Consider the following 16,656-nt stretch of genomic DNA (forward strand, 5'->3'; position numbering starts at 1 on the left):
CATGTCCATGTCCTGACCGGCGGCGGCCGCGCTACGGCGGCGCGCTCGCGTCGGCGCCGTGATCGGCCGCGTCGCGGCGCGCCGCGGCGACCGCGGGCGCGGCGTCCTTCGTGCGTCGCTCGACGGCGCCCGCCTTGGGCGTGCCCCGGAGTGGGAGCACGAGGGTGAACGTGCTGCCCTTCCCGGGCTCGCTGTCGACGAGGATCTTGCCCCTGTGCGCGCGGACGACGTGCTTGACGATCGACAGCCCGAGCCCGGAGCCTTCCTGCTGCCGGGCCAGGAGATCGTCGACCCGGTAGAACTTCTCGAAGATCCGCTTGTGCTCCGCGCGGGCGATGCCCTTGCCGTTGTCGCGGACCGTGAGCAGCGCCGACCTGTTGAGGACATGGGCGGAGACGCTGATCTTCCTCGGCTGACCGCCGTACTTGTAGGCGTTCGAGAGGAGGTTCACGATCGCGTCGACGAGCGCGCTGCGATCGCAGAGCACGGGCGGGAGGTTCGCGTCGATGGAGACGTCGAGGTCGACGCTGCGCTTCTCGCGGGTCGGCTCGAAGGCGTGGATCGCCTCGTCGGCGATCTCCCCGAGGTGGTGCTCCGAGAGCTCGTAGACGCGCCGGCCGCTTTCCATCCGCCCCCAGTCGAGCAGCCGATCGATGAGCTGCTGGAGGCGGGCGCTCTCCTTCGTGAGCGCCTCGATGCAGCGATCCTCGCTGACCGCGTCGCCGCGCCGGAGCGTGAGGGTCTCGGTGAACATCCGGATCGACGTGAGCGGCGTGCGCAGCTCGTGCGAGACCTTGGACACGAAATCGGCCTGGAGCTCGGACAGGTTGCGCTCGCGCCGGAGGAAGACCCACACGAGGATGACCCCGGTCGCCAGCGTCCCGCAGAACGTGAGGACAAGGATCCCCATGATGAGGTTGTACTTGGCCTCGCCGAGGACGAGCAGGAGGAAGCCGACGCCCGACAGGAGCACGCCGGGGACGATCACCAGGTAGACGAGGAGCTGGATGATCCGCCGGTAGCCGAGCGTGGTGAGGTCGCGCCTCGGGGTCCGCATGCCGGCAGCTTAGTGGGGCCACGCGCCGCCGGCGACCGTCCGCGCGCGGCTATGCCTCGATCCGCTCCAGCACGAGCGCGGGCGCCTCGGCGGGCGCCGGGCCTAGCCGGAAGGCGGCGCGGACGCGATCGGCCGCGGCCTGCCCTTCGTCCGCCCGGCGCGCATGGATGAGGGCGAGGGGCGCCCCGCGGTCCACGCGATCGCCGCGCACGGCGGCGAGCTCGATTCCCACGGCGGGGTCCACGCGCTGGTCGGCGCGCGTCCGTCCGGCGCCGAGCGCGACGGCCGAGAGGCCGATCTCCAGCGGATCGACCGCGGTGACGTACCCCTCGTCCTGCGCGCCGACCTCGATCACGACGGGGGCGCGGGGCAGCCGGCCGGGGTCCTGCACCACGGCCGGATCGCCCTTCTGCGCGGCGATCATCCGGGCGAAGACCTCGGCCGCCGCGCCGCTCGCGACGGCGGCGTCGAGCTTCGCCCGCGCCTCGGCCGCGCTCGCCGCCGCGCCGCCGGCGATCAGCATCTCCTCCCCGAGCGCGAGCGTGCACGCGACGAGGTCGCCCGGCCCGCGGCCGTGCAGCACCTCGATCGCCTCGCGGGTCTCGATCGCGTTGCCGACGGTGCGCCCGAGCGGGGCGCTCATGTCGGTGAGCAGCGCGGAGACGCGCTTGCCGGCCGCGGTCCCGACGCGCACGAGCGCGGTCGCGAGGGCGCGGGCGTCGCCGAGGGTCTTCATGAACGCGCCGCGCCCGACCTTCACGTCGAGCACGAGCGCGTCGATGCCCTCCGCGAGCTTCTTCGAGAGGATGCTCGCGACGATGAGCGGGATCGACTCGACCGTCGCGGTCACGTCGCGCAGCGCGTAGATCCGCTTGTCCGCGGGCGCGATGCGCTCGGTCTGCCCGATCATGCACGTCCCCACCTCGCGGACGATGCGCGCGAACGCGTCGACGCCGAGCGCGACGTCGAACCCCGGGATCGCCTCGAGCTTGTCGAGCGTGCCGCCGGTGTGGCCGAGGCCGCGGCCGGACACCATCGGGACGGGGACGCCGCAGGCCGCGACGAGGGGGGCGAGGCAGATCGAGACTTTGTCACCGACGCCGCCGGTCGAGTGCTTGTCGACCTTCCGCCCGGGCACGCCCGACAGGTCGAGGACGTCGCCCGAGTGGAGCATCGCGCGCGTGAGCGCGACGGTCTCGGCGTCGTCCATGCCGCGGAAGAAGATCGCCATGAGCAGCGCGGCCATCTGGTAGTCGGCGAGCTCGCCGTCGCCGTGGGCGCGGACGATCCGCGCGATCTCGTCCTCGGACAGCCGCCCGCCGTCGCGCTTCTTCGCGACGAGCTCGACAAGGGTCTGCATCGCCGTCGAGCTTAGTCGAGCAAAGCCGGGTTCGCCCCTATTTGTCCCAGGCGCGGGCCCCCCTATGGTCGGCGGGAGCGCGCCGGCCGTCCCCGCAGGAGCGGGCACGGCGCCGTTCGCGGTCGCGCGAGAGAAGGGAGCCGCACTGGGCCTCATGAACAGCCTCCTCTACGCCCGGGCCCAGATGGGCCTGTCGCTGGCGTTTCACATGATCTTCGCCGCCGCCGGGGTGGCGCTGCCGCTGATCATGGTCATCGCGGACGCGCTCTGGCACCGGACGGGCGATCGAGACTACCTCGAGTTCTCGAAGCGCATGGCGAAGGGGACGGCGATCCTGTTCGCCGTCGGCGCCGTGTCGGGGACGGTGCTCTCGTTCGAGCTCGGGCTCCTGTGGCCGAGCTTCATGGGCACGTTCGGCGAGGTGATCGGGCTCCCGTTCTCGCTCGAGGGGTTCGCGTTCTTCACCGAGGCGATCTTCCTCGGCATCTATCTCTACGGGCGCGGCAAGCTCCCGCCGAGGCTGCACCTGCTCTCGGGCGCGCTGGTCGCGCTGAGCGGCGCGCTGTCGGCGTTCTTCGTGATCCTGGTGAACGCCTGCATGAACGACCCCGCCGGCTTCACCATGGTGGACGGGCGCCCGGCGGACATCGACCCGGTCGTGGCGATGTTCAGCCCGCCGTGGAAGCACGAGACGCTGCACGGCATCCTCGCGTGTTATCAGGCGACGGCGTTCGTGATGATGGGGATCCACGCGCTGGTGCTCCTGCGGCACCCGTCGAGCCCGCTGTTCCGCAAGGCGTTCGCGGTGACGCTCGCGATCGCCGGCGTGACGGCGCTGGCGCAGCCGCTCGTCGGGCACTATGCGGCGGTGGAGGTCGGGGAGGGGCAGCCCGACAAGCTCGCGGCGATGGAGGCGCACTTCGAGACCTCGGCCCGCGCGCCGCTCCTCATCGGCGGCTTGCCTGACGTCGAGCGGGGCGAGGTCGACTACGCGATCGAGATCCCGGCGGGGCTCTCGGTGTTCCTGCACGGGGATCCTGACGCTGTGGTGCCTGGGCTCGACGCGGTCCCGCGCGACGAGTGGCCGCCGGTCGCGGCGACGCACCTCTCGTTTCAGGTGATGGTGGCCGCGGGCTCCGCGATGGCGCTGCTCGCGGTGGTCGGGGCGGCGCTCGCGTGGCGCCGCAAGGGGATCCCGGATCAGCGCCCGTTCCTGTGGGCGGCGATCCTGGCGAGCCCGCTCGGCATCGTGGCGATGGAGGCCGGCTGGCTTGTGACGGAGCTCGGGCGCCAGCCGTGGATCGTGCGGGGCGCGATGCGCACCCGCGACGCCGTGACCCCGTTCCCGCACCTCGCGGCGCCCTTCTGGACGTTTACGGTGCTCTATGTCTTCCTCGGCGTGGTGGTGGTCTACCTGCTCGTGCGCCAGCTGCGCGCGGCGCCGCTCGGGGTGACGGGCGGCGGCGCCGCGCCGCGCGCGTCGGACGACGCGTCCGGGGGAGGCGAGGCCGATGCGCACTGAGTGGTTCCTCGGCGGGGTGATGGTCGCGGCGCTCGTGCTGTACGCGCTGCTCGGGGGCGCCGATTTTGGCGGTGGCGTGTGGGATCTGCTCGCCTCTGGCCCGCGGAAGCGGGAGCAGCGAGCGCTCATCGAGCGGGTCATCGGCCCGATCTGGGAGGCCAACCACGTGTGGCTCATCCTGGTCGTGGTGCTGCTCTTCACCGCGTTTCCTCCCGCGTTTGCGGCGATCTCGATCGCGCTGCACGTCCCCATCACGCTGTTCCTCGTGGGCGTCGTGTTCCGCGGCTCGGCGTTCAGCTTCCGCAGCTACGACGCTCGCGGGGATCGGCGGCAGAAGCGCTGGGGGTTCGTCTTCTCGCTCGCGAGCGTGACCGCGCCGGTGCTGCTCGGCATGATCGTCGGCGCGGTGGCGTCCGGGCGGATCCGGGTCTCGTCGGGGGTGGTGACGAGCGGCTTCTTTGCGCCGTGGCTCTCGCTGTTTCCGTTCGTTGTCGGGCTGTTCGCCCTGGCGCTGTTCGCGTTCCTCGCGGCGGTGTACCTCACGAACGAGGCGAAGGAGCCTGCGCTGATCGACGACTTCCGGCGCCGCGCGCTCGCCTCGGGCTGCGTGGTGGCGGCGCTCGCGCTGGCGTCGTTCGCGGCGTCGTTCCGGGGCGCCCCGCTCATCCGAGAGGGGTTGACGGATCATCCGATCACGTGGCCGCTCCACGTCACGACGGGCCTCGCGGCCATCGCGGCGTTCTTCGGGCTGTGGACCCGCCGTTTCCGTCTGGCGCGTCTCGCGGCGGTGGCGCAGGTCACCCTGATACTGCTCGGCTGGGCGGCTTCGCAGTACCCGTTCCTCGTGGTACCGGACGTGACGCTCGCGGGTGCAGCGGCGAACCCGAGGACGTTGGGATTGCTTGTCTGGGTGCTCGGCGTCGGATCCGTGCTGTTGTTCCCTTCGCTGTACGTGCTCTTCCGTGTCTTCGGCAGCGGACGGGCGGGGGCGGCATCGGACGGGGACGACGAGCACTGAGCGGGAGTGGGGCCGACGTACGTGGAAGTCGCGGGAGCCGAAATTGACGGACCACCTCGACCTACCCGCAAGAGAGGCGTGAGGACGGCGAGCGGAACAGCGGCTCTCTGTCCGTCCGGACGCCAGAGGGTGATGGCGCGATGCCGGCTGCCTATTGCATTCCTGGGACCTGCAACCCGCTCTCGCGGCTCCCCCGAAAAAATGCGAGCGCTTTCGCGGGCCTCCCCATGGCGGGCGAACCGTGTTACGCTTGCAGGCGCGAAGTTTTCAGGATGCTTGTGGGGGAAGGAGCCCTGTAGAGATGGCGAACATGGCTAGATACCGTCGACACGCAATTGTGGGGTTACTTGCAGCGACAGCCGGTGTGACGGGCTCGTTCGCCGCGTGCACGGACTCGTACCGTCACGCGCTCACCGGCTCCGGCTCGGGCCCCACCGGGACCGGCGGCGGCGCCACCAGCGGTGGTGCGGGCGGGGAGGCGGGGAGCACGGGGGCCTTCGGGGAGGGGGGGCGGTGCGAGTACACCTGCTCCAACGATCTGAAGAAGGTCATCAGCTGCAATGGCGTGACGGTCGAGGAGTGCAAGCCTGACGAGGGCTGCGTCAACGCGGTGTGCGTGCCCAACCCGTGCGAGGCCGCGGAGAGGTCGAAGAGCTCGTACGGATGCGACTATTGGGCGCTCAAGACGGCCCTCCGTCCGACCGCTCAGGGGGCCTGTTTCTCCGCGATCGTCGCGAACACGTGGGACCTGCCGGTCCATATCAATGTTGAGCGCGGTGGGCAGCCGCTTCAAGTAGAGAACTTCGCCTACATTCCGGAGGGGCAAGGTGCCATCGAAGACATCCAGTATAAGCCCTACGATCCGGTCGCTGGGCTCGGCGTCGGAGAGGTCGCTGTCCTGTTCCTCTCGAGGCTCTCTGCGGGATCGAGCGTCGTTGATTGTCCTAAGCCGGGCGCGTTAGATGAGGAGACCGGTGTCGATGGCACCGGTCGTGGGACAGCGTTTCACATCACGACCGACTATCCAGTCGTAGCCTATCAGATGCTGCCCTACGGCGGAGGGCAGGCCGCCATCACCTCCGCGACCTTGCTCTTGCCGACCAGCGCCTGGCACACCAATTACGTCGCCATCAACGGCTACTCGTCATCAGACTCGGCCGCCTACCGCGGTGCGTTTCCCTCGCTGGCCATCGTCGCCCATCAGGATGAGACGGATGTGACTCTCTTGCCGAAGGTGAATATTCAGGAGAGCACCGATGTCGAGGGGGCCGAACAAGGTGTGGCGAAGACTTACCGGTTGAACGCCGGTGAATTCCTGCAGATTACCCAGGCGGAAGAGCTGACTGGCAGCCCTATCGAGTCGACGAAGCCCATCGGCCTCTTCGGAGCCCATGCTTGCATGGTCGTGCCGAACGGTGTCGCCGACTGCGATTCAGGTCAACAGCAGATCGCGCCGGTTCGGGCTACCGGGAGCGAGTACGTGTCGGTCCGCTACCGGAACCGCATCGCGGATCGCGAGGAGTCGCCGCCCTGGCGGATCGTAGGCATGGTGGACGATACGAAGCTCACCTGGGAGCCGGCCAAGCCGGAGGGCGCGCCGGATACCATCAAGCTCGGTGAAGTGTATCAGTTCGATAGTGGCGGGCCATTTGTCGTCAAGAGCCAGGACGTGAATCATCCGTTCTATGTCGGTCAGTACATGACCGGCGGTAGCGCATACACGAACATCGGCGATCCGGATTGGGTCAATGTGGTCCCGCCGTCTCAATTCCTGGATTACTATGTGTTCTTCACAGATCCGACCTACCCCGAGACGAGCCTCGTCGTCGTCCGCACCCGTTCCAGGCTGAATAACGAGTTCGCCGACGTCGAGCTGGACTGCGCAGGCAAGCTCACCGGGTGGACACCGGTCGGCGACGGAGAGTACGAGTACACCGTCGTCGATATTACCACGGGGAACTTCGATCCTGTAGGTGATTGTGCCAATGGCCGGCACGAGATGCGGAGCGACCTTCCCTTCGGGGTCACGGTATGGGGGTGGGGCGCGATTCAGCAAAACTATCGTGTTTCCTACGCTTACCCTGCCGGTGCTGGGTTCCTGCCCATCAACGAGGTCGAGATTCCGCCCATTGCCAACTAGCTAGTTCTCGTCCCGATATTGCCGTAAGCGCCCGGTCATCGCCATAGGCACGGCCCTGCTGGGCGCGGGGACGGCGTCGGCCCACGACTCGGCGCCGGCATAGGCGCTCCGGAGGAGGGCCCGGCGACTCGCCATCTGCGCACTGTCGGGGCGTGTCGCCGACGCAGTCGCGCTCGTCTTGCGCGCAACGCCCCGTTCCCGAGCTCGAATCGCCCTCGCCACCGGCGCCGCCTCCCCCGGCGCTCGCTCGAGGAGCGTCCTCGAAGTCGTCAAGCCCCGAGCACCAGGCCGCAGCTGGTGATCCCGGCCGCAATCGCTAGCGGAGCCATCCGCGCGCCCGCGCCGTGGCCGGTGCGTCGCCTTTTCACCTTCACCACGCGCCCTACGCTACACACCGCGCTGCGGACGCGGAAGCGCCGCTTGCCCGCCCACCCCGCGCGCCCTGGACACAGTCGCCCCTTCGCTCGCCGATCCTCCCACCTCCTGGTTCGACCCAGGAGACATCCTCCCCCGGCCCGAGTAATCTCCCGCCCGGACGCCGGCCCGCATGCGGCGGAACGCCCGCGTCAACCTCGTTTTTCGAGCGTTGCTTGGAGGACTGCTCACCGTGATGGATCGACGACACCTGCCGGGCCGTACGCCGCGACGCCCGTCGCGCCTTCGCTGCGCGCTGACCGCAGCGGCCCTGGCCGCGCCGGCCCTCGCCGCGCTCGCGCCCTCCGCCGCCCGCGCGCAGGACCGGACCTTCTACCTCGATCGCCTCAGGATGGCCGGCGCCCCCGACGACGGGATCGGCGTCTGGCGCCCGCACATGGGGGAACGGACGCGGTTCTTCGGGCAGCTCGGGCTGGGGGTGTCGGTCCACCCGCTCCGCGACGACAACTACGTTGACAACCTCGCCATCGAGGAGCGGATCGAGGGCGACGGGCCCGTCACCTCCCAGCTCATCACCTACCTGAACGCGGGCGTCGAGATCCTCGGGCGCGGCGCGCTCCAGGTCTCGTTCCCTATCGTCGTGTTCCAGGACGGCAACCAGACCTACCACCGCGAGCTCGGCCTCAACCAGAGCGTCGATCTGAAGACCGCCGCCCCCATGGACCTCCGGGTCGACGCGCGCCTCGTCGCCCTGGAGCTCGATGAGCGCCGCTTCCGGCTGGGCGTCACCGGCGCCGTCTTCGTGCCCATCGGCAACAACTACTCCTTCGCCGGCGACCGGGGCGTGAGCAGCTCGTTCGGCCTCGGCGCCGAGTACGACTTCAAGGATTTCTTCGTCACCCTGAACACCGGCGTAGCGCTCCGGCCGCGCGTGGCGCTCAACGATCTCGTCGTCGGCAGCGAGCTCACGTACGGCGTCGGCGGCTACGTCCCGCTGCAGGACGGCAGGCTCCGCCTCGGTGCCGAGATCTTCGGCTCGTTCGGCCTCCTCAAGGAGACCGCGGGCGAGCTCGATGCCTCGCCCATCGAGTGGCAGCTCAACAGCAAGATGTTCCTCACCAAGGACAAGGCGGTCTACGTCGGCGCCGGCGTCGGCTCCCGCATGAGCGGCGGCTACGCGCCCGATTTTCGCGGGGTCGCGCTCGTCGGCGGCTCGTTCGGCATCACCGACTCCGACGCCCGCTCGCCCGGCTTCAACTACGTGATCACCGCGGAGAAGGACAGCGACGGCGACGGCTACCCCGACGTCATCGACATCTGCCCGGAAGACCCCGAGGACGGCAAGCAGCCGAAGCCGAGCGACGGCTGCCCAGACATGCCCGACCGCGACGGCGACGGCATCCCCGACGTCGTCGACAAGTGCCCGGACGACCCCGAGGACAAGGACGGCATCGACGACCGCGACGGCTGCCCCGAGGAGGACGCGGACCAGGACGGCATCCCCGATGCGGTCGACAAGTGCCCGAAGGAGCCGGGGCAGGTCGTCGTCGAGGACCCGGAGAAGAACGGCTGCCCCTTCTACATCCGCAGGATCACGGGCTCCGCCGAGATCGAGATCATGAAGCAGGTCGAGTTCGAGTTCGACAGCTCCAGGATCCTCCCGCAGAGCTATCCGATCCTCGACGAGGTCGTGCGCCTGCTCAAGGCGAACCCGGAGATCAAGCTGCTCAGCATCGAAGGGCACACCGACAACCAGGGCACCATCGACTACAACGACCGGCTCGCGCACAACCGCGCCATCGCGGTCAGGGTCTACCTTATCAACAAGGGCATTCAGTCGGAGCGGCTCACCTCCATCGGCTATGGCTCCCGCCGGCCGCTCGTGTCCAACGACACGCCGGAAGGCCGGCAGCGCAACCGGCGCGTCGAGTTCCATATCAAGTCGCAGTCGATCGAGGGCCGGTAAGCTCCGACCGGAGCGGCTGGCCGATCCTCCCCCCTAGATCGAGCGACGTTTGCGCGCACATGCCTCGTCATGTGCACGCAAGCGTCGCCCGCCAGAGCCGGCCGGCGTCGGCCGGGGCGGCGGGCGCGCTCGCACGGCGGCGCCCTACGCTCGCACGGCGGTGCCCCACGCTCGCGCGGCGGCGCCCTACGCTTGCGCGGCGGTGCCCCACGCTCGCGCGGCGGTGCTCTCGGGGACCGGCGTTCAGTGGTCGCGGTACCCGAGCGCCGGGCGGCGATGGTCGCACTTGCCCGGGATCGGAAAGCCGCAAACCGCCTCTTCCGTCAGGCAATCCTGGTCCGCCGGACACTGTTCCGGCGCGAGGACGTCGGGATTGCAGGGGCGAGAGCAGAAGTCGGGCCTCGCCAGCGGAGCGTCGTAGCGGCCGTTGCCGTCGACATCGATGTAGATCGGGTTGGTGATCGCATACGGCGGGACCGGCGACCAGTCGGGCACCGTGGGCGTGGCCGCGAACAGGGCGCTGAGCGCAGGGATCCTGCCGAACGCGTCGCCTGCCAGCCGGGAGAGCTGGATCTCTCCGAAAGGGACGTCCAGAGCGACTGGGCTCATGAGGTTCCTGTCCTCGAGCCCCATGGCGATGATCACCACCCAGGAGTCGCGAGCCGGCGCCGTGAAGGTCACCTTGCCGCGCACGTCCACGAGCGCGCTCGGGGGCATGGCCGGCTCCAGCAAGCGGACCATCCCGCCGTTGAGGTAGATCTCCACCCGATCGACGCCGAACCAGCTCGCCGTCTGGACATCGAAGAGGAGCTCGAGCGGCTCCCCGGCGCTCGCCGCCGCCACCTCACCATACGTCTTGCCGCCGATCGTCGCGCGGATGAAAGGGCCGTACGTCGCGAAGGCGTGCGCGGCTCTCAGGCTCTCGACCGCGGCCGGCGTCTCGAGGGCAGCAGGGGAGTCGGTCGCGCTCCGGAAATAGGTCCGCGGGAAGCCCGGCTCCTTCGAGCCGTCGTGGCTGTCGCTGCTGGCGATCTGCGCCGGCGCGAAGCCGCGCTCGAGGTAGCGGAAATAGTCGTCCACCTGGCCCGCACGGTACGTGCAAGGCGCGTCGCGCTCCTCCTCGGGGACCGGCGCGCCGCCGAGCGCAGCGGGCCCGCAGAGCTCCTGGCTGTCGGAGGTCGCTCCGGAGAAGCTCCAGTTCTTCTCCTGCTCGTCGGGCGTCCGGGCCAGGATGCGCTTCATCAGCGCCCACGCCAGGTCGGTGCGGGCGCGGCGCCTGCAGTCCGCGACGGCGGCGGTCGCCCCCGCGCCGGAGGCGCCGCCCGGCGCGGACGTCGCCGCGCACGGTGCGCGCAGCCAGCCCGCCTCCTCGGGGCACGCGGCCTCGATCTCGGCGGCGCTCCCGGCGGCGTTCAGCCGCCCGAGGCAGCGGTTCCAGTCGGCGACCTCGGCCACGCTCGGCGTGCGCACCAGATCGAACCGCTTGCCGTTGATGACCTCCATGGCATCGAACGCGCAGCTCGCGGTCCGGAAGACGGGGTTGTTCTCCTCGAGGAACGTCGGCGTCCGGCCCATCGTGTAGGTGTCGACGCCCAGCTGATCGATGTAGCCGAAGAAGCCGTCGCGCGGGTGCGCGACGATCGTCAGCGGCGCGACCGTGCCGTCGCCGGAGGCGCGGATGGCGTCGAGGATCGCCCCGCCGGGCTCGCAGGTCCAGTCGTGCGCCCCGTGGCCCGGGACGTCGAGCCCGTCGTACTCGAGCGGGAAACCGATGAAATGCCCCTGCTCCAGCGTGGTGATCTCCGCGCCGATCGCCGTGGCCAGGTGGGGCGCGAGCCCGAGCGCGCGCACGGTCGGCCGGTAGTCCGTCTCGACGTCGTGGTCGGTCGACACCGCGAGCTCCACGCCCTCGGCCGCCGCCGTGGCCACACGCCGCGGCAGCGCCATGCCGCTGTCGAAGCTCGGCTCGGAGTGGAGGTGCATGTCGGCCGACATCCAGCCGCTCGTGTCGACCTCGCGCACGAGCGTGGCATCGAGCTGGAACACACGGCCCGGCGCGAGCGTGACGTCGCGCTCCACGTAGATGCCGTACTCGATGCCTCGCGACACGGTGATCTGGTATCGCCCAGGCTCGATCTCGACCTCTCCCTCTCCGGTGGCCGTGACCTCGACGGCGCGGTTGCCGTTCCCGAGCCGGCCGTCGCCGAGGTAGACCCTGCGCCGGCCGTCCCCCGGGAGCCTCCGCCCCGCCTCGTCGAGCGAGACGAAGGCGAGCTTGGCCGGCACCCGCTGCCCGGCCTCGTCCGCGACGCGGTAGCGCACCCTCGCGGGCGCAGGGAGGCGCGGCGACACCGCGACCTCGTCTCCAGCCCGCACGGGCACCCGGATGGGCGCCGACATCGCCGTCCCCGACGCGTTCCTCGCCACGAGCAGGTAGCTGCCAGGCGGCAGGGCGCCGCGGAAATCGCCGTCCTCGGACGGGTCGAGGCCGAGATCCGCGTCGATCTCGTCGACGAGGCCCACGTCGCCGCGCGTCTCCCGGTTGGCCGCCACGAGCTCGTCCAGCGAGCCGAAGGGCCGCGAGGGATCGGGATCGGCGAAGACGAACACCCGGGCGTTCGGCGCGGCCTCCAGGGTGTCCTCCCACAGAACGTGGCCGCTGACCGTGCCCGTCGCCGTCCCGCGGAGCCGGTGCATCACGCCCGTCACGCTCGAGACGTCGCCGTCGCCGACGGCCAGGTAGCGCTCGTAGCTGAACGCGCGGTGGGCGTCGCACGCCGCGTCGTCCTCCTCGCTGTACAGGCACGATCGGCTGGCAGACACGAACGCCGTCGCCGCGCTCGCGAAGAGGGGCACGTTGACCACGGGCGGCGCCGCGCCCTCCGCTGCCCTCGTGAAGTAGCCGTAGCTGACGTCGCCGCCCGCCGCGGCCACGAAATCGAAGGTGAGCGGCGCCTGGAACGAGTTTCGCCCAGCGTTCCACGCGTCCTGGACCGCCGTGTCCTCGTCGAAGCCTGCTCCGGGCGCGAAGACGTCGTTCTGGTTGCCGAAGAACACGAAATCGCCGGCGACGATGCCGGCGCGGCGCGACGACGCCTCCTGCGCGGCCTCCGGCGGATCGCCGAGGATGCCGCCGAACACCGAGACGGGGGCCGTGGCGTTGTCCAGCGGCAGGACGTCGCTGCACGCACAGGTCAGGCAGCCGTCCGGATCCTGCTGGTACCCGTTCGGGCACGGCCCGCAGCTCCTCTGGGGCTCGCAGCCGGGCGGCGGCCTGTCGTCGAGCAGGAGCGCGGTGCGCACCGTCACGAACCGATCGCCCGGGTGAAGGAGGTAGTCTGTGCGGAAGCGGATCCTGGAGCGGACGTGGGGGAAGAACAGGCCGAGCAGATCCTCCTGCGCCCGGAGCAGGCCTATCGCCTCGAACAGGAACTCTCCGTCTCCCTCGACGCGGATCCCGGCCTCCGCGCCGTCGGAGCCGTCCGCGAGCACGGAGACGTCGGTCGCCGTGGGATCGGGCACGATGAGGTTGGCGAGCGAGAACATCTCCGCGAACCGGTCCCGCCCCTGTCCGCCCTCCTCGCCGATCCGCCCGCGCCGCCGGTCGACGTCGACGATGGCTCCACCGAAGATCCCCGGTCCAGGGGAGTCCCGCCCGCCCAGGATCGCCACGCGGATCTGGTCGTTCTCGAGCAGGAAGTCGCCGACGTCCGCCATCGCCACAGGGCCGCCGACGAGCTCGGCGCGCTGCTCGATCCGCTTCGCGCGGAGCAGCCTGTCGGCCCCGCAGCTCGGCAGCGCGGGGGCGGCGAGCGCCGCGGTGGCGAGCGGGACGAGCGCTGCTCTCGTGACCGAGCGGTGGGTTCGCCGCACAGAGATCTCCCCTACAGCGAGAGCTGGAGTTGCAAGAGGAGCGCGTCGTTCGAGAGCGACAGCCCGCCGAGCTCCTCACGATGCGTGTATTCGAGCTGCGCCTTCACCAGATCGTCGTACGCGTGGTAGCTCACGCCGCCGGTGAGCACGAGGTTGTCCCCTTCGTCCTCGACATCGAGGTTGGGATCGATCCACTCCACCCGACCCGAGACACCGAGCTTCCGCGCGACGATCATGTGGCCTGCCTCGAGCACGAGCGCGAGGGACGAGACCGAGGTGACCTGCGCCATCGGCTGGGTGGGCACCGCCTTGGGGTTCGCCGCGGTCCAGAGCACCTCGACGAGCGCGTGCAGCCCCGCGGCGTGCACAAGGACATCGGCGCTCGCGCCGTAGAGCGTGCGCGCGCCGCCGTCGCTGAAGAAGCCGTCGGCGCCCACCCCCAGGCGGAAGGGCGAGCGGGCGACGTCCTGGAGCGTCCGGCCGAGCGGGCCTTGCGGCTCGGTGGCGAGCCGGCCGGCGACGGCGATCCCCTCGAAGCGGTTGCCGAGGGGAGCGAGGCCCTCGGCGTGGCCTGCGTAGAACCGATCGGAGCGCTGGAAGGCGTTGTAGACGCCCGCATGATAGCTGAAGGCGCGGTCCTCGAAGTGCCCCTCGGCCTGGATCCCGACCTGCGTGAACGGCGCGATCGCGCGGACGGCGAGCGGCCGCTCGGCGAGGGCCCCGTCGCCGGCGCCGGTCATCGCCGAGCGCGAGAAGGGCACGGTGCGCGCGCCCGCGATCACCTCGAGCGCGCGCGCCGCCATGACGCCGGCCCACGCTTCGTGGATGCGCGCCGTCCCCGCGTCGTCCTCGGCGAGCTCCGTCGAGAGGGCGAACCGGACGAGCCCCGCGACGTCGCCGCGCAGCCCGGCGCGGGCCCGGCGCAGCCGGAAGCCGGGCTGCTCGGCGACGTCGCCGGCCTGGGTCAGCGCGTCGTCGCCCACGTAGGGCGCGGCTTGCAGCGCGATCAGCGCGATCGGCGCGATCTCCAGCGGCCCGAGCGCGACCCGCGCCCGCTCCCGGAAGCCTGGCGGAAGGAGGTCGCCGCTCCCGGGCGCAGGCGAGGCCGCCGCGGGCGCCCCGCGCGGCCGCGGACCTCGCACCGGCGCGCTCGGCGGAGCGGCCGGCGCCCCTGTGTCATCCGGCTCGCCGGTCGCGTCGCCGTGTCCTGCCTGCGCGTCGACCGGGCTCGCGGCGGCGGCGGGCTCCTCCGCCGCGGGCTCGGGCTCCTGCGCGCGCAGCGTGGCGGCGGCGAGCAGGACTGCTGCGCCGCCTGCGACGCGAGCGAGGTGCCTCATGGATTCAGGTCTCCTGGAGGGCTGCGTGGAGCGCCCGGTGCCGCTCCGGATGGCGTGTCGGTGTCACCTCGTGCCGTGCCCGCCGGCGAGGCGCCCGGGAAACTAGAGGAAGACACGCAGCGCTGCAATCCGCGCGGCGCCCTGTGCTAACCCTCGCGGCGCCTCGCGCGGCAGCCGAGGGTAGGGGAGCGCCACTCTTCTTATGGAAATGCCCGGTTCGATCCCGACTGACAGCGATCCCACGCCCCCGGCCGCCGCCCCGCCGCCCCGCCACCCCGCTGCGGAGGCGCCTTCCGCGGCCTGGAGCTGGGCGAGCGACAGGGCGTTCGTCGTGGTGTTCGCGCTCCTCGCCGTTGCGGCCATCGTGCCGATATGGCGGGTGCGCTTCCTGCCGCTGCTCGATCTGCCGAACCACCTCGCCGCCGTCCATATCTGGCACAGCTTCGATGAGCCGTGGACGCGCTTCAGGGACTTCTACGAGCTCAGCCTCCGTCCGGCCCCCTACGGCGCCTATCACATCCTGACGCACGTGATCGCCTATGGCGTCGGCCTCGAGAACGCGAATCGCGTCGTGCTCTCCGGCTATGTGCTCGCCATCCCCGCGGCCGCGCTCGGCTGGGCGCGCCGGACGCAGCGCAGCCCCTGGCTCTCGGTCCTCACCTTCCCGCTGGCCTTCAGCCTCTCCTGGGCGTGCGGCTTCCTGCCGTTCCTCGTCGGCGTCGCGCTGCTGCTCGCAGGTGTCGTCGCGCTCGACGCCTACCTCGGTCGGCCGAGCGCCGGGCGCGGCGTCGCCGTGGCCCTTCTCAGCGTCGGTTGCGGCCTTAGCCATCCGCTCATCCTCTTCGGCTACTACGTCTGCGTCGCCGTGCTGATGCTCTGCCACCTGCCCCGGTGGTCGCGGATCGCGGGCGCGCTGCCGCTCTTCGCGCCCGCCGTCGCGCTCGTTCTATGGCAGCTCGTCGCCTTCAAGAGCCCCATGGTCGATCTGCGGAGCGGCCCGCGGTTCCAGGGCGCCTGGGTGCCATGGTACGAGATGCTCCGATCGTTCCCCGAGTACACGCTCGACTCGGTATCGGGCGATCTCGACACCCGGGTCTTCTGGGTGCTGCTCGCTGTCGCGTCGCTGCTGGGCCTGTCTGGCGTCGTTCCGCGCTCCCTCGTTAGCCGCCTTCCGGCGCGCGACGAAGGCCCGCCTGCCGGCTCGCTCCTCGACCGGCTGCACCGCCATCGCTCGCTCGCGCTCTGCGCGGCCATGGCAGCCTGCTATTTCCTCGTGCCGTTGCACCTGGCTCGCCCGTTCGACTGGTGGTTCGTGAGCGGGCGCTTCTCGCCGTTCATCTGCTTCTTCGGCTTCCTGGCCATCACGGCGCCGCTCCAGGGCCGCTCTCGCCTCCTCATGGTCCCTGCAGTGGCCGCGGCGCTCGTGCTGCCGCTCCACCTCTCGGAGAAATACGAACGCTTCGACGAGCGGGTCGAGCCGTTCGCCCGGCTGGTGGAGCGGATCCCGCCGGGCGCCGAGGTCCTCTTCGTGGCGCTGCCTCCGCGGACCGATGAATCGCTGATCATCGAGGGCACGAACCACTTCGCGTCGTGGGTGCAGATCATGCACGGGGGCTTCAGCGCGGACGGCTGGTATAACGTGGGTTTCCCTTTCAAGCTGAAGCGCCGTCTCCCCGCGCCGCCGGCGAACCGCGGTGAGCGGTTCGACCCGAATGTCCACGGCGTCGCGTACGATTACGTCATCCTCCGGAACGAGCGGCCGGATAGGCCGGTGTTCACCGCGGCGCACCGCTCGTTTCGCCGGATCGAGCGCGATGGTGCCTTCACGCTCTACGAGCACACGCGCTGATCGACGCCCCGGTCGCACCTCGGCGCGGCGCAGCCGGCCGCGCCGCGCGTCGCCGAGCGCCCGGCGAACGCGCCGGCGCCGTTCTGGCGAGGCGCCTCACGCCCATTGATCCGCCGTCGTTCGAGGTCCCGACCGGGTACTCTACGATGATCCCAGCGG

The 16,656-nt window shown here is 70.7% G+C and carries 9 protein-coding genes; 5 read left to right on the plus strand and 4 right to left on the minus strand.

Annotated features, from left to right (window positions below):
- Positions 1 to 31 precede the first annotated feature (31 nt).
- Positions 32 to 1,057, minus strand: a complete 1,026-nt coding sequence (locus WME90_RS12620) for a sensor histidine kinase (RefSeq protein ID WP_437281353.1) — start codon at positions 1,055 to 1,057, stop codon at positions 32 to 34.
- Positions 1,058 to 1,106: 49 nt separating this feature from the next.
- A complete protein-coding gene (locus WME90_RS12625) occupies positions 1,107 to 2,417 on the minus strand; it encodes a thymidine phosphorylase (RefSeq protein WP_437281354.1) in 1,311 nt (436 codons plus the stop codon).
- A gap of 154 nt (positions 2,418 to 2,571) precedes the next feature.
- On the opposite strand from WME90_RS12625, the gene WME90_RS12630 reads away from it, so the two are divergent.
- The 4 genes from WME90_RS12630 (at position 2,572) to WME90_RS12645 (ending at position 9,438) form a co-directional block, all read left to right on the plus strand.
- On the plus strand, positions 2,572 to 3,939 hold the full coding sequence (locus WME90_RS12630; protein WP_437281355.1) for a cytochrome ubiquinol oxidase subunit I: 1,368 nt from the start codon (positions 2,572 to 2,574) through the stop codon (positions 3,937 to 3,939).
- Positions 3,929 to 4,957 (plus strand): cytochrome d ubiquinol oxidase subunit II, encoded by a 1,029-nt coding sequence (locus WME90_RS12635; protein WP_437281356.1) that lies wholly within the window; start codon positions 3,929 to 3,931, stop codon positions 4,955 to 4,957. Before WME90_RS12630 ends, WME90_RS12635 begins: the two co-directional genes overlap by 11 nt.
- Before the next feature lie 301 nt (positions 4,958 to 5,258).
- On the plus strand, positions 5,259 to 7,097 hold the full coding sequence (locus WME90_RS12640) for an IgGFc-binding protein (RefSeq protein ID WP_437281357.1): 1,839 nt from the start codon (positions 5,259 to 5,261) through the stop codon (positions 7,095 to 7,097).
- 610 nt (positions 7,098 to 7,707) lie between these two features.
- Positions 7,708 to 9,438 carry an OmpA family protein gene (locus tag WME90_RS12645; RefSeq protein ID WP_437283600.1) on the plus strand — a complete coding sequence of 577 codons (1,731 nt, stop codon included), beginning with the start codon at positions 7,708 to 7,710 and terminating at the stop codon, positions 9,436 to 9,438.
- A gap of 243 nt (positions 9,439 to 9,681) precedes the next feature.
- On the opposite strand, the gene WME90_RS12650 is transcribed toward WME90_RS12645, so the two are convergent.
- Positions 9,682 to 13,311 carry a PHP domain-containing protein gene (locus WME90_RS12650; protein WP_437281358.1) on the minus strand — a complete coding sequence of 1,210 codons (3,630 nt, stop codon included), beginning with the start codon at positions 13,309 to 13,311 and terminating at the stop codon, positions 9,682 to 9,684.
- 11 nt (positions 13,312 to 13,322) lie between these two features.
- The gene (locus WME90_RS12655; protein ID WP_437281359.1) at positions 13,323 to 14,648 is read right to left on the minus strand and encodes a porin; all 1,326 of its coding nucleotides are present in this window, start codon (positions 14,646 to 14,648) and stop codon (positions 13,323 to 13,325) included.
- Between the two features lie 202 nt (positions 14,649 to 14,850).
- Here WME90_RS12655 and WME90_RS12660 point away from each other — a divergent pair, with 202 nt between their 5' ends.
- On the plus strand, positions 14,851 to 16,497 hold the full coding sequence (locus WME90_RS12660) for a hypothetical protein (RefSeq protein ID WP_437281360.1): 1,647 nt from the start codon (positions 14,851 to 14,853) through the stop codon (positions 16,495 to 16,497).
- Positions 16,498 to 16,656: the final 159 nt, after the last annotated feature.

It is taken from the genome of Sorangium sp. So ce375 (assembly GCF_051473855.1).
Taxonomy (GTDB): Bacteria; Myxococcota_A; Polyangia; order Polyangiales; family Polyangiaceae; genus Sorangium.